We start from the raw sequence: 23,995 nt of genomic DNA, 5'->3' as shown, positions 1-23,995 counted from the left end.
TATGAAGAAACAAAAATATATTTTCCTTATTGTTACTTTCCTGTTTAGTTTTGGTTTAGCCCTATTTGTGGCGATGAAAGTCTTTCCAAATAATCCATTTTCGAAAACCAAACCTGAAACCAATACTGTTTCAAATAAAATTCATGATGGAGATATTATATTTCAAACCTCCCAATCTGCACAATGCGAAGCGGTAAGAATTGCGACCAATTCTAAATTTTCACATTGCGGAATCATCTATGACATAAACGGAAACTGGTTTGTTTTTGAAGCCGTTCAGCCTGTAAAACTTACTCCGCTTGAAGAATGGATTGAGCATGGAAAAGACAATAAATATGTGGTCAAAAGATTAAAAAATGCCGATACAGTTTTGACTCCGGCGGTTCTTCAAAAAATGAAAGATTACAGCCAGCAGTTTGACGGAAAAGAATATGATGCTTATTTTGAATGGACTAATGAAAGAATCTATTGTTCTGAATTGGTTTGGAAAATCTATAAAAACGCCGCCGGGATTGAACTTTCAAAACTTAAAGAGTTGAAAGATTTTAATCTTCAGGATGCAAGAGTTCAGAAAATATTGAAAGAACGATATGGAAATGATATTCCGTTAGAAGAAAAAGTTGTTGCCCCTTCTGATCTGGACGATTCTAATTTGCTTATCACGATCATCGACAATTATTAAAACCAATAAAAGCTGATTCTAAAAATTAGCTTTTTTATTTCTTATTTTACTTTGAATTTCAAAGAACTTTTAATCAGTCCTAAAAACATGAAAGATCAATTAATCGAAAAACTTTACGAGTGCACGAAAAAGCCTTATCAAAAATATTTTAAAAAGAATGAGCCCTGGAATATCGATAAAAATGAATTGATGAATTATCCGGAAGAAAGTCTGGGTTTGGGTCTCGGAAATTTTCTTAATAAATATCATTTTGATATTCAGGAAAAACTAGAAGATCATGATATCATTCATGTTTTGACCAATACAGGAATTTCTGTTTATGAAGAAATTGGAATGCAGTATTATCTTTTCGGAAACGGAAAAAGAAGCTTGTATTTGTTTATGGTGACTTTATCCGGAATTATTTTTTATCCAAAAAAAATAAAGTATTTCATTCAGCAGTATAAAAAGGGAAAACAGGCACTTCCTTTTCATTATCTGGATTTTTCAAAAATGCTTTCTCTACCTGTTCAAACTATTCAGCAAACTTTTAAAATTTAAAAAATCATGAAAACAATAGACAATGAACCTTTTGAAGAAAAACAATCTACAGAATTAGCAATTGGCTCTTTTATAATTATTACACTTTTATTTATACTTTACATTCTTTCGGATCAAAGTCCAAACGTACTTATTATTGCATGGCCGTTTGCACTTTCGGCTATAATTGTAAATGCTATAATGCTATTTCATTTAACCGAAAAATTTATTCATTTACCGTTGCAGCGAAGAGATATTGCTGTCAAGATCTTAATTCTGCTTTCAAATATTCCTATAGCCTTTTTTTATTATTTATTAGTAATGAAAAATTAATTTATAAAGCAAAAAAAAAGCTGCGAATAGAAACTCGCAGCTTTTTAAATATTTTAGGCTTTCAAATTTAATTTGCAGAAGGAAGAATAATTCCTGTTTGGTCAATTAAGTAAACAAGTGACGTCATAGTTGCTGCCCCAAGTTCTAATTCTCTTTTATTGATCGCATCAAATTTATCATTTGCAGCGTGGTGATAATCAAAATAACGCTGCGAATCTGGTTTTAAACCTGCTTTTACAATTGCTTTAGACGTTAAATGATCGATATCTGATCCTGCATGTCCAATTGTAAAACTATGAACTAAATAAGGCTCAAAAAAGTCTCTGTAACCCTGAATCTTTTTCAAATTAGCATCATCTGCCTGAATTGAAAATCCTCTTGGACTAAATCCTCCTGAATCGCTTTCTAAGGCAAAAATGTGGTTTTCATTATTTTTCTTTGAAACTTCTTCGTATTTCGCTCCACCTTTTCCGCCATTTTCTTCATTCATAAATAAAACTACACGAATTGTATTTTTTGGCTTGTAGTTTAAGTTCTTTAGGATACGAATAACTTCCATACTTTGCACTACTCCTGCTCCATCATCGTGAGATCCGTCTGCCAAATCCCAGGAATCTAAGTGTCCGCCTATAACCATAATATTTTCAGGATGTTCTGTACCAGTAAGTTCACCAATTACATTATAGGATAAGACGTCTGGTAATGTCTCACAAGATTGTTTGAAATAAAATTTCAAAGCCGGATTAAATTTTAAAGTTTTACTCAACAATTCGGCTCCATTTGTACTAATTGCAGCTGTTGGTATGTATTGCTCTTTTGGAAGATCGCCATAACTTTGAACTCCTGTATGAGGAAAATCATCTAAACGTAAATTCATCGAACGAACAATTGTTCCTACTGCACCAAATTTAGCCGCTTCTTTTGCACCGGCAAATCTTTGGTCAACACATGCTCCGTAAGAAATAAATGTTTCGATATTTTCAGGATTCATTGGTCTGTTAAAAAACACAATTTTTCCTTTTACTTTATCTCCTAATGTTTTAAGTTCGTCGATTCCCTGTACTTCTATAATTTCTGCAGTAAGTCCCGTTTTTGGAGTTGCAACAGACCCTCCCAAAGCACAAATAGGTACAACCGTTTTTTCTTTTCCGTTTAAGATATAAGCAGTTTCTTTTTCACCACGAACCCAATGAGGCACCATCACTTCCTGCAGGTAAACTTTATCAAGTCCAATACTTTCTAATTGCCTTTTGGTGTATTGAACTGCTTCTTCGGCAGTTTTAGAACCTGATAAACGTGCTCCAATATCGTTGGACAAATACTCTAACCAGCTGTAACACTTTGATTCAGTTAAAGCTTTTTTATAAAATAATTTAATGTTTTTCTCATCATTTGACTGCGCAAAAGATGTCAATCCGTTTAAAACTAAAACAGTTAAAAGAATCGTTTTTTTCATGGTTTTTATAGCATTTTTGGGTTATCGTTCACATTTTCTGTGAGCATTACAAAGGAACAAAATTCTTTACAACCCGAAGGTATTTTTCTTAAACCTTTTCTGAAAAAAACCTCCAACTGCAAATTTTGTTATTCGCAATTAGAGGTTCAAATTTTAATTAAATCAAAATTATTTTACTTCAATAATTTTATTTTTATTCCCGATTCCGTTTTCGTTAAAGGCCTCAATTGTAAAATAATATTTTGTGCCTTTATCCAAACCTCTAAAATCATATGAACTTTCACCATAAACCATGATACTGTTGTATAATTTATCCGGAGAAATTCCGTAGTAAATATTGTATCCAACTGCATCATTTTGTTTTTTCCACGAAATCATAGCGTTTCTTGAATCTTGTTTATTTCTGTCAACCGTAAAAGCTGCAACTGCTTTTGGTTTTTCTGATAATCCGTTTCCAAAAACTCTGAAGTCTGAAATGGCAAACAATCCTGAAGCGTTGTGGATGTTTTCCATTTTAATATAACGCGCTTTAAATGATTTTGTCAATTCTATATAGTCATGCGGAACGTCTTTATCATTCTTAGATTTGTCTACAACCAAGGTCCAGTTTTGGGCATCATCAGACATGAAAATTTTGTATTGATAATAAATATCCATCGCTTTGTTATATTGGTTTGCTTTATGGTCAGCATAATTAATCTGCAGTGCATTAATTTCCATCTGCCTGCCTAAATCCATTTGAAGCCATTCGTCAGGATTACTTGTTTTTGCAGACCAATAAGTTTGAATATTTTCATCGGTTAAATTTTCAGGACCATAGCAGAATTTCTCATAGACTTTTTTTCCTCCATTGTCCATTCTGTGTGTTTCTACTTCCATACATTCTTCAGAAGAAGAAACAGTTACAGGCTTTTTATAAGACAATAACATCCATCCTGATGAAGCTCCTTTTGTCTGATCGCGCTGCTGCGTTGGAAGAACAATTGGAAAATCTCCATAAGAAGTGATTGAATACATTACATCGTCTTTGTCAAATCCGGCAGGAAACATGTCGATACGACGCTCAAAACGATCTTTTATAGATATTTTGCATGTTCCTGTATTCCAGTAATTTCCATAATTGTCTGCAAAAGTATTTCCGTGTCCCGCGCCAATTACAAATCCGCCCGGTTTATAAGACATTGGATTATGTTTTTGATACGTAAATGGCCCTAATGGATTATCACCTACGTGAACACCATTTGCATAACCTTTAAATTCAGTTGCCGGCGCTCCATACTGCATGTAATATTTTCCATTGTGTTTGGTCATCCAGGCGCCTTCAATAAAATTCCCCCATGGAGCCGGTTCCATATCATTGTTTGGCCCAAAACGTTCCCAGCCGTGAGCTGCAGGATCTAAAATAGCAACTTCTTTAATTTTTCCGTAAGGTTTTTGAATATCTTCTACTTCAGTTGCTTTATACAATTCTGCATAATCGGCCTGATTCCCTTTTGGAAGCCATGTTTTATAATCGACTTCAGTCCCTACAAGAGGCAGTTTTCCACTTGAGCCGTAATACATATATACTTTTTTATCGTCATCCTGAAAAATCGCAGGATCCCATGTTGGCAGCATTGCTTTATCTACATGGCGCGTCCATCTTCCTGATTTTGGATCAGCAGTTTTCCAGATTGGATGATCTCTTTTCCAGGTCGAGCCTACATAAAACAAAGTATCATTTACAACCCATGCAGCAGGTGCACACTGGTCATCGTCGCCGGGCTGTCTTTGAAAACTTCCATACACAAAATTCCAGTCTGACATATCTTTACTCCAAAAAAAACCTGCCTGATTGGTTGCAAATAAGTAATACTCTCCTTTGTAGGTAATAATTACAGGATCTGCACTTGAACGACGGGATTCCGGGATTCCATTATGATTGTATGTAGTAAAATTGTACCCAATATTGATTGGATTACAATAAGTTGAAGCTGGTTTGTTAGGATCAAACCACTCCGTTTTGCCCTGAATTGATTCCTTTTGTGCCGAAATATTTGCTGTGAAAGCAAATAATAACAATATAAATATCTTTCTCATTCGTATTCTTTTTAAGTTTTTATAGAATCATCTTGTAGAGTAAAAATGATGATAATCTATTTTTTCTTCTGCAGTCTTTCGTTCAGAAGTTCAGGTTCGTTTGTTGTTATGTAATTGAATTTATGCTCAATAATCCAATCCATATCGGCAGGGTCGTTTACTGTCCATGCATTTAGGATAATATTATTTTCTTTTGCCTCTTTAATCCACTCCGGATGTTTTTTAAAAACCGAATAATGGTAATCGACACCGTTAATATTATCTGTTTTTACTTCTTTAGGAGATTTATTTCCTTCTAAATACTGCAAAGAAGCTTTAGAATCGATTCTTCTAATTTGTTTTAAAATCTCATAATCGAAACTTATATAACAAGTAATTTTATCTGCCTTAAGTTTTTTAATAATTTCAACAGAAATTAATGCTGTTTTTTGTCCTCTTTCTTTACTTATTTCAGAAGGTTTTATTTCACAGACCAAAAGAGTGTGTTTGTTATTCTTTTTTCCTTCTGAAATGTATTCCCGTAAAGTCGGTAATTTTTCTCCGTTTGAAAGTTTGAATTTAATCAGATCGGCATAAGTAGTCTCTTCGATAAGCATTTTGTTATAATGTGCATCGTGATTAATGACAAGAGAATCGTCTGCGGTTCTCCAGACGTCAAATTCTGAACCAGGTAGTTTTAAATCAATTGCATGCCTTAAAGATGCAATCGAATTTTCAGGAAAATTGTTTTTCTTCCACGCCCCGCGATGCGCCACAATTGCGTTTTCTTTTATACTACACGATTGAAAAATAATGGCTGCAGCCAAAAAAAGTGATATGCTGAATATTTTAACAGAGTTCATTATTTTTAAATTATAATTTATAAAAAATGTTCTTTTATGAAAAAGCCCTCCGTCAACCAAACGAAGGGCTCTTTACTAATCAATAAACCAACTATTTAGTTAACTCAAAACTAACTTTCGTGTCGGCAGTTGAGTTTCCTCCAACGAAAACATCAAACTGTCCAGGTTCTGCTGCGAATTGCAAATCAGAATTATAAAATTTTAAATCTTCAACAGTAATGTCAAAACTCACCGTTTGTTTTTCACCTTTTTTAAGTGCTATTTTTTGGAAACCTTTTAATTCCCTAACTGGTCTCGTTACGGAACCAACTAAATCCCTAATATATAACTGAACGGTTTCTTTTCCATCATAATTCCCAGTATTGGTAACATCAACCGTTACTGTTAATTCTCCGCTGAAATTCATTTTATCAGAAGAAATTTTAAGGTTTGAATAATCAAAAGTAGTATAACTTAAACCAAACCCGAATGGAAATAATGGTTCGTTTCTTTCGTCAATATAGTTTGATCTGAATTTTTCGAATTTCCCTTCTGTATTAGAAAGAGGTCTTCCTGTATTTTTGTGTGCGTAATAAATTGGCAGCTGACCAACGCTTCTTGGGAAAGTTGACGTTAATTTCCCTGATGGATTTACATCTCCAAATAAAACATCTGCAATTGCATATCCAGCTTCTGTACCGGCAAACCAGGCATTTAAAATGGCCGGAACTGTTTTTTCTTCTTCAGTAATGACTAACGGGCGTCCGTCAAATAATACTACTACAACTGGTTTTCCTGTTTTTAATAAGGCATTTAATAAATCTTTTTGTGCTTGCGGAATCTGTAAATTTGTACGGCTGCTTGATTCTCCGCTCATTTCTGCAGATTCTCCCAGTGCAGCAACAATTACATCAGATTGTTGTGCCGCTTTTAAAGCTTCTGCTAACAATTCTTCTTTTGAACGGCTGTCACGGTGCAGTGTCTTTCCAAACATGGTTGCGTTTGTTTCAAAAGTTTCATCGTAATCTAAATTGCTTCCTTTAGCATATAAAACTTTCGTCGATGGTCCTGCTACTTCTCTAATTCCTGCTAATAATGAAACGGCATTTTCCATTCTTGTAGCAACACTCCAGGTTCCGGGCATGTTTTCTTTTGCATCTGCCAATGGTCCGATTAAAGCGATTGTTCCTGATTTTTTAAGAGGCAGTAACTGATTTTGGTTTTTTAATAATACCAAAGACTGCGCCGCAATCTGACGTGCTTCTTTTCTGCTGTCTGTTGTGAAAATTTCTGTTTTAGCTCTTTTTTCGTCACAATATTTATATGGATCTTCAAATAATCCTAAGTCATATTTAGCTTCTAAAATAAGTTTAACTGCATTATCTATAGTTTCGATTGAAACTCTTTTTTCATCTAAAGATTTTTTCAAAGTTCCTAAGAAACCTTCTCCTACCATATCCATTTCAACTCCGGCGTTTAAAGCCAAAGCAGAAACATCCTGAAGATTACCCATTCCGTGTTCGATCATTTCAGGAATTCCTGTAAAATCTGTTACTACAAAACCTTTAAATCCCCATTGTTTTCTTAAAACATCTGTCATTAACCATTTATTTCCGGTTGCAGGAATTCCGTCAATTTCATTGAAAGAAGCCATAACCGAACCTACACCAGCATCAACTGCAGCTTTGTAAGGAGGAAAATAGTCATTAAACATTCTGATGTGACTCATATCAACTGTGTTGTAGTCACGGCCTCCTTCTGGCGCTCCGTATAAAGCAAAATGTTTTACGCAGGCCAAAATTGAGTTGTTTTTTGAAAGATCATGCTGTTGGTATCCGTTTACCATTGCTTTTGCGATCTGGCTTCCTAAATACGGGTCTTCTCCAGATCCTTCAGAAACTCTTCCCCATCGAGGATCGCGGGAAATATCCACCATTGGCGAAAATGTCCAGTTGATTCCGTCTGCACTTGCCTCTTTTGCAGCAATTTGCGCACTTCTTTCAATTAAACCCATGTCCCATGTACAAGACAATCCTAAAGGAATTGGGAAGGTTGTTTCGTAACCGTGAATCACGTCCATACCAAAAAGTAATGGAATTTTTAAACGGCTTTTTTCAACAGCAATTTTTTGTACCTCTTTAATTTTTTGTACTGATTTTATATTGAACAAACCGCCTACTTTTCCTTCGGCAATATTTTTTGCAACATTTGAGCTATTTGCCTGTCCTGTTGTAATATCGCCAGATGTTGGTAAATTTAATTGTCCTAATTTTTCTTCTAATGTCATTTTTGACATTAATTCTGCTACAAACTCCGACTTAGGTTTAATTTTTACTGTACTCTTTGTGCTCTTTTTTTGAGCGTAACCCAAAACAGCACATCCTAAAAAAAGTAAGACTAATTTGTTTTTCATTCTGTTTGATTTATTATTTGTTCGTATTTGATTTTGTCTGCTTCAGCATCCAGTCATAGATTTCAGGATTGTCGTAAACCCTTGTCCAGCTATCGTGACTTGCATCGTCAAAAATGGTCAGATTCACATCTTTTGCATTACACTTTTTCAATTCTTTATAAATTGTGATTGCATAATTCACATTAACTACATCATCTAATAATCCGTGGAAAATTCTGGTTGGAATGTTGGCTATTTCACAAGTATGTTCTAACTGAATTAAATCTACAAAACCAGCGACAGGTACGTTTGCTGCAAATAGATCCGGATGTGAAAAAGCCAAATTCCATGAAGCCCAGCCTCCTGAGCTCAAACCAGTAACATATATTCTTTCTGCATCAATTTTATTTTCCTTCTGGATTTTTAAAATCAGCTGATATATTGATTCGGTATCCCAATTCTCATCTTCTTTACATTGCGGAGCCAATACGTATGTATCTAATGTATGGGTTTTTAAATATTTTAAAGGTCCGTGAACCTTCACTTTTTCGAGATCTGTCCCTTTTTCTCCATCACCTGAAATAAAAACTATTAATGGCTTTTTATCTTTTGTATTGGCTGGTTTGTGCAATACATAACCTAATTCATTATTGGTTACAATAACTGTTTTTAATTTTCCTGTAGTTTCACTTTGTGCAAAGCCCAGTACAGAAAAAAACAGCGATAGTAAGCCTAATTTATATTTCATAATATCCTATTCTTAAATCCCGTATTTTCCTGATGTAAATCCAAGTTTTTTCAGACCTTGTTTTGTATCTGATGCATTCATGAATAATTTCCACAGCAATCCAGTTCTATAGTTTTCAATCATAGGCGCAATTGTTCCCTGATCAATTGCTAAATATCTCGCTGTTACCCAATTGTATTGTGGAGAAAAAGCATCATACGGGCCTGCAATTCCAACATATTTTGCTTTATTTTCATCATACAAATAATGTAGAAATTTCATTGATTCTACCGGAGTATAAGGAAATGATGATAAAGCAGCTGTTGGTGAAATTACACCATTATCATTATTTGGCTGATGAGCTGTATAACCTGTAGTTCCGTCAGGGTTTCTGGTATAACTTGCTGTTAATCCCCAGCATTTATCTGAATAATCCTTAAAACCTTTTGGGTTTGAAATACTATACTGAACCATAATTTTTGCATGGTTTTGTGTCAATTGCCAATAATCAGCGTATTTGTCTTTTAAGTTATTTGGATCTAAACCTAAATAAGAATAATGCGACCAAAACATTGGCCCAACATTTCCTGTAGCTCCGTTGTAGTTTAATACGACAGGAATTCCATATTGAGAACCGCCGTTTACAATTGCTCCACTTCTTGCCCAAGCTTTATGATAAGCTTCTGCAGAGATTGGGTGTGTTGGTGAAGAAGCTGCCATTACATAGGTAATTAAACACTCATTATATCCTTCTAATTTGAAGTTCATTTCCCATCCATAATTTGGTGACCAATGCCAGTATAATGCGTCTTGACCTTGTGTATACCAATCCCATTCTACACCTTTCCAAAGTTCATCAGCTTTTGCAGCTAATGCTTTTTCGGATGTACTACCGTTTTTAAAATATTCTCTGATCGTTATTAATGCCTGACAAACGAAAGAAGTTTCTACCAAATCTCCTCCATTATCTTTTGTCCCGAATGGAATTACTTTCCCTGCCTTATTGTCCATCCAATGCGGCCACGCTCCGTGGAAACGATCTGCTTTTTCCAAAAAGGCTAAGGCTGTTGTAAGTCTAGAAACAGCTTCAGCTCTTGGCAAAAAACCTCTTTCTATACCTACAATAATACTCATTAAACCAAAAGCTGAACCGCCAGTAGTGACAATATTTGACTCAAAATTAGGATCTTCAGTTAGATATCTTTCTCGTGCAAGTTTTGAATTAGAATCAGCATATTCCCAAAAATATTTTATGGCGTCTTTCTGAACCTGATCCATAGCTTCAGTATCTGTCAAAGGTTTAGTTGGGGTGGTTGGATTTGTTGGTAATGGGGTTCCGCCTCCTGTTCCCTCTGGTGATGATGATGAACATGAATTAAAAAAACTAAAAAGAGAAACTATGTATATTGAAATTTTCATTTTCTTTAAAATAATATATTACTAATTAAAAATACACCTAGAGGATAACCTCTAGGTGTGATAATGTTTATCTTTTGTCTTTTTCCAGCTTATATAAAGCTACGACTTCATTATCTGTAAGAGCTGCATCATAAATTCTGAATTCATCCATTAAACCTGTGTAGTGAAGCATCCATCCATCAGCTGCACCCCAGGGAGTACCCAAATGCTGCTGGTAACCTCCAATTATAAATTTAGAAACCTCTGAATTTGCTAATTCACCATAAGGACCGCCTCCTGTAGCAGGATCACTTGCATATCTTTTTGCAATAGAAGCCGGAATATCTAATTTCTGTCCATCAATGTAAATACTATAAGTAGAACTTGTACCATTGTAAGTCCACACTAAGTGTTTCCATGTTCCAAACATATTTGCTAAAACATTTGCTCCTCCATGTTCAATAAATTGTCCTGACCAAGGAATACTAGGCGTGACATCTCTTTGAATATGATTTTTTAACAGCATTGTTGTTGCCGGTCCTGTTCCTTCAATAAGAGTAAAAATATTTCCCCAGAAATCTGTTTTTTTAGGAAGCATAAACAACGATTGTGCACCACCTGTGTGTGGATCCGTTTTAATCCACATTGAGACTGTAATGTTTTTTAAATTGACTACAGAACTCGCTACATCATTATAAGCAATAAAAGAACTTGCAGAACCTTGATAAGCTTCGCCTTTTATACCAGTTCCATAAGTAACATTCGTTCCTGTTCCGTTTGTTATGTTGTTTTTAGAATCGGCAATATTACCATCAAAACTAAATTTAGATACTAAGTGAGTCGATGCAACATCATCAGAATTCTCATATCCTCCAATCGATTCGTAAGGAATTGGACTGTTTACTTTATCAATACTATCCTCACAGCCCGCAAAAAATGTCGAAGCTAAAGCAAAAGAAAGCAAGAAAATAGATTTATTTTTTTTCATTTTTAATGTCTTTAAGAATTAATAACCAGGGTTTTGTGCTGATAATCCGTCTGCCTGTTTGATAAATGACGCCGGAATAGGAAATAATTCGTTTTTACCTTCGGTAAAAGTTTTTCCATCTACAGCAAAAGCAGCTTTTGCCTGACCCGTACGTACTAAATCAAAAAATCTGTCGTGCTCAAAAGCCATTTCAACTCTTCTCTCTCTCCAAATTGCAGTTCTTATATCCGCTTGTGATGAGAAAGTTGTATTTGCTAAACCTGCTCTGTTTCTAATTTGATTTAATAACGGAATTGCATCTGAAGTTTGTCCCAATTCATTTAATGCTTCTGCTTTCATTAATAAAACCTCAGCATATCTTAAATATTTAATATCAACATCTGTTTCCCATGCATCAGTATAAGCTGATGAATAAGCCTTGTAATTGTATCTTTCGTTTTCAACTGTTGTTGGTATAACTCTTCCGTCGTATAAAGTTGATCCTCTAAAAATAATAGTTGCTGCTTTTCTAACGTCTCCTGGCTCATAAGCATTTACCAGACTTTGAGAAGGTGTATTAAAACCCCAGCCCCAGCCTCCGGTACCACGAGCTCCCTGCGTGTTAGAATAACCTTCAATTCCTTTAGCTGGTACAGCGCCTTGTGCATAAATTTCAAAAATAGATTCTGAGTCAAATTTCCCTGTTGCTCTGTACATTGAAGCGTAATCGCTAACAATAGAATAACCCGTAACTTTATTACAATTGTCTATTACTTGCTGCCATTTCTTTTGATATAAACTTACTTTTGCTAATAAAGCATATGCAGCACCTTTTGACGCTCTTGATTTTTCATTCGCAGAATAAGCTGTTTTTTCAGGTAATGCTGCAATTGCATCATTTAAATCTGATTCAATAAAAGCATATACTTCCGCAGATGTTTTACGTGTCAACTGCATGATTCTATCTGAATCTGACCCCGGAACCGGCAAGTGGTCTACAATTGGCACTCCTCCGTAACATTTCACTAAAGTAAAATACATGAATGCTCTTAAAAACTTCGCTTCACCAGTTAATCTGTTTCTTAAATTAGCATCCACTTTATCTAATTTAGGAAGCATATTTAAAGCTTGGTTACATCTGTTTATTCCATCGTAATTAGCTATAAAAGTACTTTCAGCAGAAGGATTAGAAGCATTATAAGTTAATGCATCCAATACATCTTTGTCTGTTCCTGTATCTCCTGCAGAAGACCCTTTATCTGCATCATCAGATGTGATACTTGATAAACCGATCCATCCAAAAGAAGTCATGTCCCAATTCAAGAACTTATTATAAATTGCCGTCACAAATTGAGATGCTCCAGCTTCATTATTAAATAATTCCACATCGCTTGTCGAAATAGATTCTGTTTGATCTACATCAAGATAATCGTCTGCACATCCTGTAAAAAAGAATGCTGATAATACAAACGTCGCTATATATATCTTTTTCATAATATTAAAATTTTAAATTAGCACCAATTACAAATGATCTTAAAGTTGGGTAAGCATCAAGCTCAACCCCCTGAGTTCCATAAGGATTTCCATCTCCATTTAATTCTGGAGAAAATCCTGAGAATTTCTGTGTAATAAATGGATTAATAGCATTTATATAAATTCTGCATGCGCTAATAAAACTGTCTTCCTGCAATGGCAATTTGTATCCTAATGTTATATTATTGATTCTAAAAAAGTCTCCTGATTCTAAATAATAAGTAGAAGCTACAGGTACCTGATTAAACGGTGCCGGATTTGAAGCTGTTAAATTATTTGGTGTCCAGAAATCTGTTGCAATTGAATTTTCGATGTTTTCTCCATAAAAACGCTGTGCTTTTTTTCCATTATATACTTTTGCCCCAGCAGTACCATAACCATCAACAGAGAAATCAAAGTTTTTATAAACGAATCCTAAAGAAACTCCATAGTTAGATTTTGGCAAACTTGAACCTACGTATTTTTTATCTACAGTAGCACTTAAAGCATCCTGAGTTACTTTATCTCCTGCTGCATTGTAGTATAACATTTTTCCATTTGCAGGGTCAAATCCAGCATATTCATAGATATAAAAACTTCCTAATGGCTGCCCAACGGTAGTATTGTCAAGTAACTTTGTATCTTGACCATTTCCTAAACCACCGCCAATTACCGGAGATAAAACAACATTTTTTAAACCTGTAAGTTCGTTTTTATTGTTAGAGTAGTTTCCTCCAATATAGTAGCTGAAATTTTCACCTATTTTATCATCCCAACGTAATGAAATTTCATAACCTTTATTTGAAACTTCACCAACATGTGCCGGAGATGCAGTAGTAATACCAGATGTAATGTAAGGTTTCGTATTAAGGATTACGTTATTTGTATTTTTATCATACAAATCAACAGTACCTTTAAGCCTGCTGTCTAAGAATTCAAAATCTAAACCAACAGAAGATTCTTCTGTAACCTCCCAAGATAAACTTGGATCAATTTGTGAGTTAATAGTAGTTCCTTCATTAAGAATTGATCCGCCTAAATAAGCATTTAGACCCGAAGTATATCCCTGACTGTTAAGCGGTACATTTTGATTTCCTAATTTACCCCAGCTTCCTCTTAATTTTAATAGATTAAGTCCTTTTGCATCTGCTAAAAAACTTTCTTTAGAAATGATCCATCCTGCACCGAAAGCAGGGAAAGTTCCCCAACGATAATCTTTTCCAAAATTTGAAGATCCATCACGTCTAACTGTTCCTGTTAATAAGTATCTGTCTAACAATTTATATTGGAAACGGCCTAAATAAGATGCCAGTTTAGTTTCGTTAAAAACCTCATCTTTGTAACTTGTAACGTTTGTAGCATATTCAACGTCTTTTAAAGACCAATAATCAGCATCTGCATTTACATTTTTTCGTTTTATAGTCAGTTTTTCTCTTGAACCTTTCACATAAGTTTCAATACCTGCAGTTACTTCAATATCATGGATTTCGTTAAATATTTTATTATAAGTCAAATAATTTGACAAACTCCAGTTATAATATTGTTCTCTTCCTTTTGTCAATAAATTAATATTTGCATTTGGAAATTCTTTCTCATAATCACTTGCAACCTTATTAGGGTTTGCAGCTAACCATACATTTTTTGTATCTTCAAAATTATAATTTTTCCAGGTATAGTATTCTCCATTAAATTGTGAAGTGAATTTTAAAGACTTTAAAATTTCATAATCCAATTTTAAACCTCCCTGTAATGTAATGCTGCGCTGTTGTTCGTCAAAGAAATTTAATTGAGCAACAGGGTTTCCAACATTATTAATTGAGTTTCCAGTTTCGCTTGCAAAACCATTATCTCCTACACGTGCAACTCCATATTTACCATCTGCAAAATATACAGGAACAATAGGTGATTGTTTATATGCAGCTGTAAAAGCTGATAATGGTTTTGGAGTTGATTTAGTAGATGTTAAACTAAAGTTTTGAGTTAAGGTCAGTTTTTTAGAGATTTTGTACTCATTATTATTTCTAAAAGTTGTACGACCATAATCTAAACCATTTAATATTCCTTTTTCTTCATAATTTCCTAAACTGAAAAAGTATTTTACATTTTCAGTCGCTCCGGAAACAGAAACGTTGTTTTGAGTATAGCTGCCTGTTCTTGTAATCTCATCAAACCAATCTGTATTAACCGGCTGGTCCTGAGAATAAGTAGTAGACTGTAATGCTGCATTAGTATAATGAGCATATTTATTACTTCCAGCCATTTTTACTTTTTTAAGTGGAGTCCTTACACCACCAAAGCTTTCAACCTCAACAGAAACTTTGTCACCTTTACCTTTTTTGGTTGTAATGATAATAACTCCATTTGCTGCTCTCGTACCATAAATTGCCAGTGCAGAAGCATCTTTTAAAATATCATATGAAGTAATATCATTTGTATTAATGTTGTTGATGTTTTCTGTAGCCATTCCATCTACAATATATAAAGGTGTTCTTCCTCCCAATGCAGTACCCAAACCTCTAATAACCACTGATGGTGTACTTCCCGGAACATCAGAAGATGTTACCTGAACCCCCGCTGCTTTACCTTGAATAGCCTGCGAAGCATTTAATACTTTTGTTTTTGCGACATCTTCTCCTTTTAAAGAAGAAATTGCGGTTGTATTATCAATCTTTTTTCTGGTACCGTATCCAATTACGACTACTTCTTTCAGGGCAGTGTCGGCTGCTTCTTTTAAAGTAATTGTCATTGGTGCGGCAGTTGCCGGTACAGAAACTGGATCAAAACCTAACATCGAGATTTTTAAAATATCTCCCGGTTTGGCATTGATGGTAAAGTTTCCGTCGAAATCTGCATCTGCAGTTGCCCTCGCGTCCGAAGAAGCAATTACTGCTCCCGGAATTCCCATTCCGCTGCTGTCAACTACTTTCCCTTTAATTGCTTGTACTTGCCCAGACATATACGCTGGCAGTAATAAGAGCGCTAAAAAGCTAAAAATAAAATTTTTCATACAGTTTGTAATCGTTTAAGTTAGTAGAGCCAAATTAAGCAATTACATCGTTGTAGTACATCAAAAACCACTACTACACAGCTACATCATTATGTTAAAATTTAAGAATATAATACTGATTATCAAATTTTTATACCGAAAATAAATTTCATTAACATAACGTTATGATGTAGTAATGATGTATTGGAATTATGTAAAAATCAAGGGTTAAAAATATAAAATCTGTAAAAAACAAAATCAAATCTTACAGAGTTAATAAAAATTTTGACAGGTTTTCTTCCTGAGAAAGATTTAATTTCTTTCTAAGACGATATCTATGTAATTCTACTCCTCTAAATGAGATATTCATCATAGGTGCAATTTCCTTAGAAGACAGATTCATTTTAAGATAAACACAGAGTTTAATATCCTTGGGAGTTAGGTGTGGGTACTTTTTGGAAAGATTTATTATAAACTCATTATGGATTTGATTTAAATTAGTTTCAAATATTTCCCATTCGTGTTTATTTACTTCATTAATCTTAATTGCCTTTTTAATTTCACTTTTTAGCTTATTAAAATCTTTTTCAGAATCTAAAATGTTCTGAATATTTTCAATCATTTCACTTTGTTTAGCAATTGACAGAGACTTCCCTGCAACTTCAGAAGATTTTGTTTGAAGTTCTAATTCTAAAATATGCTTTTCGTATTCCTGTATGTTTAGTTCATTTTCTTTTTTCAGCTCCATTTCAAGAATTTCACGCTGATGTTTTAATTCTTCTGCCTGCAATTTTAATTTTTGTGTATAACGAAGTTTATTCCATTTATAATACAAAAATAAAACTGCCGCAATTACCAGCAGATAAAGAAATATCATCCAAAAAGAAAAATACCAAGGCTGGGCAACTCTAAAATCAAAGCCAGAAACTTTTTCATAATTGGCTCCGTCATGTTTAAAGATAGAAATAGTATGCGAACCGCTGCTTAAATTATTTAAAATGATGGCACCATTTGAAATCGGGATATAATTTTTTCCTTTATTTATCTGATAAAAAAGATTAGGCTTACTGGCGCCATAAATTCCGGAAATCACATTTATACGAAGCTCTGTATTATGTTTTATTTTCCCATCATTTTCAAGAAGTTCATTATCATTATAAGCTTCTACCTTAACACCTTTATTCTGCTTATTCTGATATCCTAACTGAAGCGAAATAAAGCCGTCATCAAGATTGAGAAGATAATGATTTTTACTTCTAAAGATTCTTAAATTTTCATTAATCAGCTTTCCTTTATAATATTTCTCCTGAATAATATTCCATATAAATTTATTATTGTGAGAATATATATGATAAAGAATCCCATCCTGAAGTACAATAAAATGATCCGGATCAATGGCTACGACATCGGAGATATTTTTGAAATTAGTATTGAATAATTCATTCTCCTCCAATTTGTTGGATATGGAATTAAAAGTATACCAGACATTATTTATCAGAAAAAGTATTTCGTTTCTAAATTCGAAAATCTTGACACCAAAATCATTTTTGATTTTACTTTGCTGTGTGATATTTTCAACTTTTTGAGTTGTAAAATTATCATCGAGAAAAACGCGGTACAATCCACGGTAATTATCTGCAGCCCAAATTTCATTTTTTTTGTTCTGGGCTACGTACTTAATAGGTTTTGAAAGATCTTTTATTTTTAAACTCTGGCTGAGTTTCAATGCGTCATTGTACACCAAAACACCGCTGTATGTGGACTGAAAATAAGTGTCGTTAATAATACTTTTAGATAAATTCCAGCCTCCGCTAACATTATTAATTTTTGCCAGTACTCCATTTTCATAGCAAAAAGTTCCGTCATTATGTCCAATAACATATTTATTGCCAATTTTGGTAATATTCCAGCCCTGTCCCTGTGTATTGGGCAGCATTTTGAAATTACCTGAATCAAATTCAAAAATTCCGTGATTTGAAGCAATTAAATATCCTTTATCAATAGTAGCAACTGAATATACTGATCCGAGAATTCCGGAATTATCATAGAAAAATGAAATTGGGGAATTTACCTCAACGTGTGCAAGTCCGTTATCGAGTCCAAGCCATAAGTCTTCTTCTTTATCAAATCCAATACTTAAAACCGAATTATTCATTAAAACATTGTTCCGGTCGATATTTTTGAAAGTATTGCTTACAAAATCATATATAAAAACACCTTTATTTCCTGTTCCCACAACAAGTTTATTATTTTTAATAAACTTGGCGACATTTATACCGTTAGATTTTAATGTTTCATTTAACGGATTATTCCAGGGCTTTAATCCAGTATGTTCTACGATAAAAATTCCTTTTTTTTGTGTAAAAATATAAGTCTTTCCTTTATATTTTTCGATGGCATGAACAACGGTATTTTTTAAAATGTCCCAGCCTTTTGGGTTTGAAATTTTAGAGCCGTTCATTTTAAAAACACCTTTTTCAACCGACGCTGCGTAGAGATTATTATCGACAACAAAACAGTATGAAATTAAAAAAGGAAACTTAATTTTTTTAACCTTTTTTCCGTCATAAATAAAAACATCATTAAAGGACTGAAAATATAAAACACCATTATACCGGAAGATTTTCCAGATTTCTTCATTGTCTTTTTCAGCAAAGAGGCGAAGTTTTTTGGTAATTGAAACATAATTCATTTTACCATTTTTTCTGTACCAATAACCAAATTCTTTATAAGAACCTGAATATATACGATCTCCTTCAATTAAAATTGAACGGATAATAGTTTTGTTTGGAAGCGAATATTTTTCCCAGATAACGCCGTCATACCGCAATAAATAATGATTATTGGCAAAATACATTGCTTTATCGCTGCCTTGTGCAACATTCCATATTTGATTATCTCCCTGATAATCTGATTTATTATAATTTTCTACAAAAGGAAGTAATTCTTGTGCTTGAATATGAAAAGCAATGAAAAAGAAGAAAAATGATTTTAAAAGTATCGTTTTCAAGTTATTCGGATTTAAATTCAAAGATACTGACAAAAATTTAATCTGAAAGCATAAAAAAAGCTCCTAAATGAGGAGCTTTCTTCATAGTATTCAATTTTAAATTCTTATTTATATAATTCCAAAACTAAAGTCAAAATACTAATTAACAGACATAATGGCGAATAGTATTTGGTATCGTTTACAGCAAACTGTGATGTTTTGTATTTTTTGAAGAAACCAACATAATTAAACTCTCCAATAGCTCTTAAAGTAAATATGGAAATCAATATCCAAAATCCTGATTTATAAAGCCATATTGGCAAGCTGATCTGGATGAATCCTGATTTTATTAGATAAAAAGTTCCAAAAGATAATAAGCTGACAGCGACAATAAAAGTAGAAACTGCACCTGGAATAAAAACCGGAATTCCATTGTTTTTTGTTGGTACAACTGCCTGACTTCCCCATTTTCCTCCAAAACCCCAATAAAAATGAATTACAGAAAGAAAAAGAAATAGTAAGAACAATACAATTGATATGATTTTCATTAGTTTTCCAACAATTGATATACCTGATTTGCAATTTCGTATTCTTCGTCTGTTGGTACAACCAATACTTTTACAATTGAATGTTGTGTGCTGATTTCTCTGATTTCTTTAGAACGAATTTGATTTTTTTCTTTGTCAATCTCAATTCCAAAATAATCCATATCTGTGCAAATCAATTTTCGCATATAAGAAGAATTTTCTCCAATTCCGGCTGTAAATACAATCGCGTCCAGACCGTTTAAAGCAGCAGCATAAGCGCCAATTGTTTTTTTAATTCTGTAAGCGTTCATCAATAAAGCAAGCTGACAGTCTTTGTCTCCTTCTTCGGCCCTGGTTTCAATATCACGAAGATCACTATAGCCGGTTAGTCCAAGCATTCCGCTTTGTTTCAATAAAATTGAATTTACCTCATCTGGTGTATATCCCAGATTTTTAACCATATAAAAAATTACTGACTGATCGATATCTCCTGCACGAGTTCCCATTATTAAACCATTTGCAGGCGAGAATCCCATTGTGTGGTCAATACTTTTTCCATTTTTTACAGCGGTCATACTGCAGCCATTTCCAAGATGAATGGTGATTATTTTTGAATTATTTTCTAAATAGCTGATCGCTTTTTCTGAAACATATTTATGACTTGTTCCGTGAAAACCGTAAACACGAATTTTATGTTCTGTTAAAAGATAATTTGGAATCGCATATTTATGAGCAACAACCGGTATTGTCTGATGAAAAGCAGTATCAAAAACGGCTACTTGTCTGGCATTCGAAAAAATTTCTTCGGCTACATTTATTCCAACTAAATGCGCCGGATTATGAAGCGGAGCTAGTTCTGAAAGTTCTTTTATTTTCTCTTTTACTTCTTCCGTAATTATCGTTGTATTAGAAAAATAACTTCCGCCATGTACCACTCTGTGTCCTACTGCATTAATTTCAGAAGTTGATTTTATAACCCCTTTTTCAGGATCAAGAAGCATATCTGCAACTTTTTGCAATCCTACTTTGTGTGTTAAAATTGGCAGTATTTCTTCATGCGAATCTACTGCAGTTTTAAAAGTTATATTGGAAGTTTCCAAACCAATCCTGTCGATCATTCCGGAACAAATTACTTTGTTTTCCGGCATGACCATTAATTGATATTTTATTGAAGAACTCCCGGAGTTTATGATTAATATTTTCATTTTTTTTTAAAGGTGCTAAGATTCTAAGGGTCTGAGTTTTTTTTAAAGCTCAGAACTTTTTATTTTTTATTTTTTAAGGTTTAAAGCTAACTCGTAATTATTAATTAAAGTCCTTGTGCCTGAATTGCAGTAATTACTACTGTATTTATAATATCGTCAACTGTACAGCCACGGCTCAAATCGTTTACAGGTTTATTGAGACCTTGTAGCATTGGTCCAATTGCCAAAGCTCCGGTTTCTCTCTGAACCGCTTTATAGGTATTATTTCCGGTGTTTAAATCCGGGAAAATAAGTACGCTTGCCTGCCCGGCTACTTCAGAATCTGGCATTTTGCTTTTTCCTACCGCACGATCAACCGCTGCATCATATTGAATTGGTCCTTCAATTTTTAAATCAGGTCGTTTTTGTTTTACAATTTCTGTCGCAGTTCTTACTTTATCAACCTCATCCCCTTTTCCTGAAGCTCCTGAAGAATAGGAAAGCATGGCAATTTTGGGTTCAATTCCGAAAGCTGAACTTGATTCTGCCGATGATATCGCAATTTCTGCCAATTGTTCCGCTGTTGGGTTTGGATTAATGGCACAATCTCCAAAAACAGAAACCCTGTCTTCTAAGCACATAAAAAATACAGACGAAACAACCGAAGAATTTGGTTTGGTTTTAATGAATTGCAGCGCAGGTAAAATAGTATGTTGTGTAGTATGCGCTGCACCGGAAACCATTCCATCTGCATGACCTTTATACACCATCATGGTTCCAAAATATGAAACATCTTCCATTAAATCCCTAGCCATTGTAATACTTACATTTTTAGCTTTTCTAAGCTCATAATACGTATTAGCGTAATCTTCATAAAATTCAGATTCTATTGGATTTATAATATTGACTTTTGAAAAATCTAACGAAATCCCTAATTCGGTAACTTTATTTTCAATTTGTTTTTTATCACCAATAATTGAAATATCGACTACATCCATCGCTAAAAGTCTTGAAGCTGCAATGATAATCCGGTCATCATTTCCTTCTGGCAGAACAATATGTTTACGATGCTGTCTGGCTCTTTTAACCATGTTATACTGAAACATTTTTGGAGTCATGCCTTCTGCTTCAAAAGTGATTAATCTTTGAGATAAAGCTTCATTATCAACGTATTTTTCGAAAGTAGTAATTGAGGTTTCAATTTTATGTGTATTGTTGGCATAAATCTTTGATTTTATAGCCCCAATTCTGTTTGTAATATGATACGTACCGCCATCAACTGCAATAATGGGAACAATGGCTGAAAGTCCTTCAATAAGTTTTAAAATACTTTCTTCAGGCACTATATTTCCTGTCAGGATAATTCCTGAAATCGTTGGGTAATTTGCCGATTCGTTTGCCTGCAGAGCGCCGAGTATAATATCAGATCGGTCACCTGGTGTTATTACAAGTGCGTTATTATCCAAATGTACCAGATAATTATGCAATTGCATCGCTCCAACGCTAAAGTGTCCAATTTCGTTATTTAGATAATTTTCTCCAAAAAGAACTTTTGCATTCAGTTCATTAACAATCTCCTGCATTGTTGGATTGTTCAGACTTGAAATGAGCGGAATAGTATTTACCAGTACATTTGGCGGCAAACTTTTTTGCAGGCTTTTTGTAACTAATTCAATATTTTCAGGTTGTACTTTATTAGCAAAAACCGATAATACTTCTACTTCTTTTACTTTAAAAGAGTCGTACACCAAATACAAACTATCGAGCAGCTCTTCTAATGTCTTTCCGATTCCGGAACCCACAATAATAGTTGGAATTCCGAGGTTTTTTGCGATTAAAACATTCAAGTCTAATTCGATAGAAGTTCCTTCACCGGTAAAACTTGTTCCTTCAACCAGGACAAAATCAAAGTTTTCTTCCAGCTTTTTATATTTTTCAATAATTAAGTCCAGAACCTCACCTATTTTTCCTTTATTTTTCTTTTTGATCAGTTTGCTTTTTGTAATGGCGTATGCATCTTCAAACTTAATATCAAGGTTAAAATAAGATAAAACAGTTTCGATATGGTTATCAACTTCACCATCAACAAAATCTTCAATTATAGGCCTGAAATAACCCACCTTAGCCGTTTTTCCAATCAAAATGCTCATTAAGCCGAGGGTTATTATCGACTTTCCGCTGTTTTGATCGCTTGTGGCTATATATATAGCTTTACTCATAATTATTATATTATTCTAAATAAAAAATTTTAATTATTTTGTTTTTGAAACACCTAAAACCAACGCCTTTTTTTGAAATAAACAATTAGTGCAATAACTAATAAGAACATGATTCCCATTACCACAAAATAGCCATTTTCTGTTTTGAGTTCCGGCATGTTTTCAAAGTTCATTCCATATACTCCAACAATAAAAGTCAGCGGAATAAATATGGCAGAAATAATAGTCAGCGTTTTCATAATTTCATTCATTTTTCGGCTTTGTTCCGAAAAATAAAAATTAGACGCACTTTCTAACGCACTCATATCTGATTCTATTTGTTCTAAAAGTTCTAAACTTTTTTGGTGAAGCCTGATAAAAAAATTAAACGTCTCTTTTTGAATTAATCTATTTTCATCTTCATCATCCTTTATCGTTTTTAGATAATAAAGTGAATCACGAAGCGGAACAATCGAACGCTTTAAGAAATTTAAGTTATCCCGATGATTCTCAATTTTTTCCAGAATAACGGGATTAGCACCTTTTTTGGTCAAATTGATTAATTCTTCAATTTTATCTTCTTCATTTTCAATTGTTATATAGAAATTTTCCATTACAGCGTCTAAAAGTAAATACAAGAGATAATCTACTTTTTTAGTTCTCACAATTCCGGCATGTGTGCGAAGGCGCTCGCGAATGTGCGTAAAGAAATCACTTCGTTTTTCCTGAAATGAAATTAAAATTCCTTCTTTTAAAATAAAACTGATTTGTTCGACACTAATATTATCTGAATATTCAGAAGGAAGTAATGACTTTATATTAAAGAAAAGAACATTTTGCTGTTCTTCTAATTTTGTTCTTTTGGTTGTATTTAAAATATCGGCAAGTAAAAAATCATCAAGTTTAAAATGTGTCCCGATAGTTTTTATCAGATTAATGTCATTTAGTCCATGAATATTGAGCCAGTTATTTTTAGTATAATCAAAACAAGAATTCAGCGCCAGAACTGTAAACTTTTCATATTCAACAACATCATTGTCATCATACACAAAAAGCTGCATTTCGCTTTCACTTTCTTTATGCGCTCCTGTATATTCTAATGTAATATGCTGCAGTTTGCGTCCTTTTTTGTATTTAATCTTTCTCATTCAAAAAAATTTACAATAGTAATATTACGAAAAAGAATCGGAACGGGAAATGACATTTGTCAGTTTATGAAAATCTT

At 33.7% G+C, this 23,995-nt stretch carries 17 protein-coding genes; 3 read left to right on the top strand and 14 right to left on the bottom strand.

Translation table 11 applies throughout. The features are described from left to right. The first annotated feature begins 1 nt into the window (after position 1). The 3 genes from ASE21_RS10660 (at position 2) to ASE21_RS10650 (ending at position 1,534) form a co-directional block, all read left to right on the top strand. Positions 2 to 682 (top strand): YiiX family permuted papain-like enzyme, encoded by a 681-nt coding sequence (locus ASE21_RS10660; RefSeq protein ID WP_057122644.1) that lies wholly within the window; start codon positions 2 to 4, stop codon positions 680 to 682. 87 nt (positions 683 to 769) lie between these two features. Continuing rightward, positions 770 to 1,222, top strand: coding sequence for a hypothetical protein (locus tag ASE21_RS10655; protein WP_057122643.1), 453 nt, complete (start codon positions 770 to 772; stop codon positions 1,220 to 1,222). A gap of 6 nt (positions 1,223 to 1,228) precedes the next feature. Further along, the gene (locus tag ASE21_RS10650) at positions 1,229 to 1,534 is read left to right on the top strand and encodes a hypothetical protein (protein ID WP_057122642.1); all 306 of its coding nucleotides are present in this window, start codon (positions 1,229 to 1,231) and stop codon (positions 1,532 to 1,534) included. Positions 1,535 to 1,601: 67 nt separating this feature from the next. Here the strand turns inward: ASE21_RS10650 and ASE21_RS10645 are convergent, their stop codons facing one another. From ASE21_RS10645 to corA, 14 genes are all read right to left on the bottom strand, one after another. Beyond that, entirely contained in the window at positions 1,602 to 2,990 is a 1,389-nt protein-coding gene (locus tag ASE21_RS10645; protein ID WP_057122641.1) for a M20/M25/M40 family metallo-hydrolase, read from the bottom strand. Between the two features lie 168 nt (positions 2,991 to 3,158). Continuing rightward, positions 3,159 to 5,069 (bottom strand): discoidin domain-containing protein, encoded by a 1,911-nt coding sequence (locus tag ASE21_RS10640; RefSeq protein ID WP_057122640.1) that lies wholly within the window; start codon positions 5,067 to 5,069, stop codon positions 3,159 to 3,161. Positions 5,070 to 5,125: 56 nt separating this feature from the next. Beyond that, positions 5,126 to 5,911: a glycerophosphodiester phosphodiesterase family protein gene (locus ASE21_RS10635; protein WP_057122639.1), complete on the bottom strand. Its 786-nt coding sequence runs from the start codon at positions 5,909 to 5,911 to the stop codon at positions 5,126 to 5,128. Positions 5,912 to 6,002: 91 nt separating this feature from the next. Continuing rightward, positions 6,003 to 8,303 carry a beta-glucosidase BglX gene (gene bglX, locus ASE21_RS10630; RefSeq protein WP_057122638.1) on the bottom strand — a complete coding sequence of 767 codons (2,301 nt, stop codon included), beginning with the start codon at positions 8,301 to 8,303 and terminating at the stop codon, positions 6,003 to 6,005. Positions 8,304 to 8,316: 13 nt separating this feature from the next. Further along, positions 8,317 to 9,030: a prolyl oligopeptidase family serine peptidase gene (locus ASE21_RS10625; protein WP_057122637.1), complete on the bottom strand. Its 714-nt coding sequence runs from the start codon at positions 9,028 to 9,030 to the stop codon at positions 8,317 to 8,319. Between the two features lie 12 nt (positions 9,031 to 9,042). After that, positions 9,043 to 10,428 (bottom strand): glucoamylase family protein, encoded by a 1,386-nt coding sequence (locus tag ASE21_RS10620; RefSeq protein ID WP_057122636.1) that lies wholly within the window; start codon positions 10,426 to 10,428, stop codon positions 9,043 to 9,045. Positions 10,429 to 10,495: 67 nt separating this feature from the next. Next, positions 10,496 to 11,395, bottom strand: coding sequence for a LamG domain-containing protein (locus ASE21_RS10615; RefSeq protein ID WP_057122635.1), 900 nt, complete (start codon positions 11,393 to 11,395; stop codon positions 10,496 to 10,498). A gap of 18 nt (positions 11,396 to 11,413) precedes the next feature. After that, positions 11,414 to 12,868: a RagB/SusD family nutrient uptake outer membrane protein gene (locus ASE21_RS10610; RefSeq protein WP_057122634.1), complete on the bottom strand. Its 1,455-nt coding sequence runs from the start codon at positions 12,866 to 12,868 to the stop codon at positions 11,414 to 11,416. 4 nt (positions 12,869 to 12,872) lie between these two features. Continuing rightward, positions 12,873 to 15,893: a SusC/RagA family TonB-linked outer membrane protein gene (locus ASE21_RS10605; protein ID WP_057122633.1), complete on the bottom strand. Its 3,021-nt coding sequence runs from the start codon at positions 15,891 to 15,893 to the stop codon at positions 12,873 to 12,875. 244 nt (positions 15,894 to 16,137) lie between these two features. Then, the gene (locus ASE21_RS10600; protein ID WP_057123174.1) at positions 16,138 to 18,882 is read right to left on the bottom strand and encodes a histidine kinase; all 2,745 of its coding nucleotides are present in this window, start codon (positions 18,880 to 18,882) and stop codon (positions 16,138 to 16,140) included. Positions 18,883 to 18,986: 104 nt separating this feature from the next. Further along, complete coding sequence (locus ASE21_RS10595; protein ID WP_057122632.1) at positions 18,987 to 19,409, bottom strand: DUF3995 domain-containing protein; 423 nt, start codon at positions 19,407 to 19,409, stop codon at positions 18,987 to 18,989. Next, the gene (locus ASE21_RS10590) at positions 19,409 to 20,593 is read right to left on the bottom strand and encodes an acetate/propionate family kinase (protein ID WP_057122631.1); all 1,185 of its coding nucleotides are present in this window, start codon (positions 20,591 to 20,593) and stop codon (positions 19,409 to 19,411) included. Before ASE21_RS10590 ends, ASE21_RS10595 begins: the two co-directional genes overlap by 1 nt. Positions 20,594 to 20,697: 104 nt before the next feature. Continuing rightward, on the bottom strand, positions 20,698 to 22,791 hold the full coding sequence (pta, locus tag ASE21_RS10585) for a phosphate acetyltransferase (protein ID WP_057122630.1): 2,094 nt from the start codon (positions 22,789 to 22,791) through the stop codon (positions 20,698 to 20,700). A 53-nt stretch (positions 22,792 to 22,844) separates the two neighbouring features. Next, positions 22,845 to 23,918, bottom strand: a complete 1,074-nt coding sequence (corA, locus tag ASE21_RS10580) for a magnesium/cobalt transporter CorA (protein WP_057122629.1) — start codon at positions 23,916 to 23,918, stop codon at positions 22,845 to 22,847. Positions 23,919 to 23,995: the final 77 nt, after the last annotated feature.

Origin of the sequence: Flavobacterium sp. Root901 (genome assembly GCF_001429765.1) — a bacterium.
Classification (GTDB): Bacteria; Bacteroidota; Bacteroidia; order Flavobacteriales; family Flavobacteriaceae; genus Flavobacterium.
The sequence above is the reverse complement of the archived record's forward strand: the minus strand, read 5'-3'. Positions and strand labels throughout refer to the sequence as shown.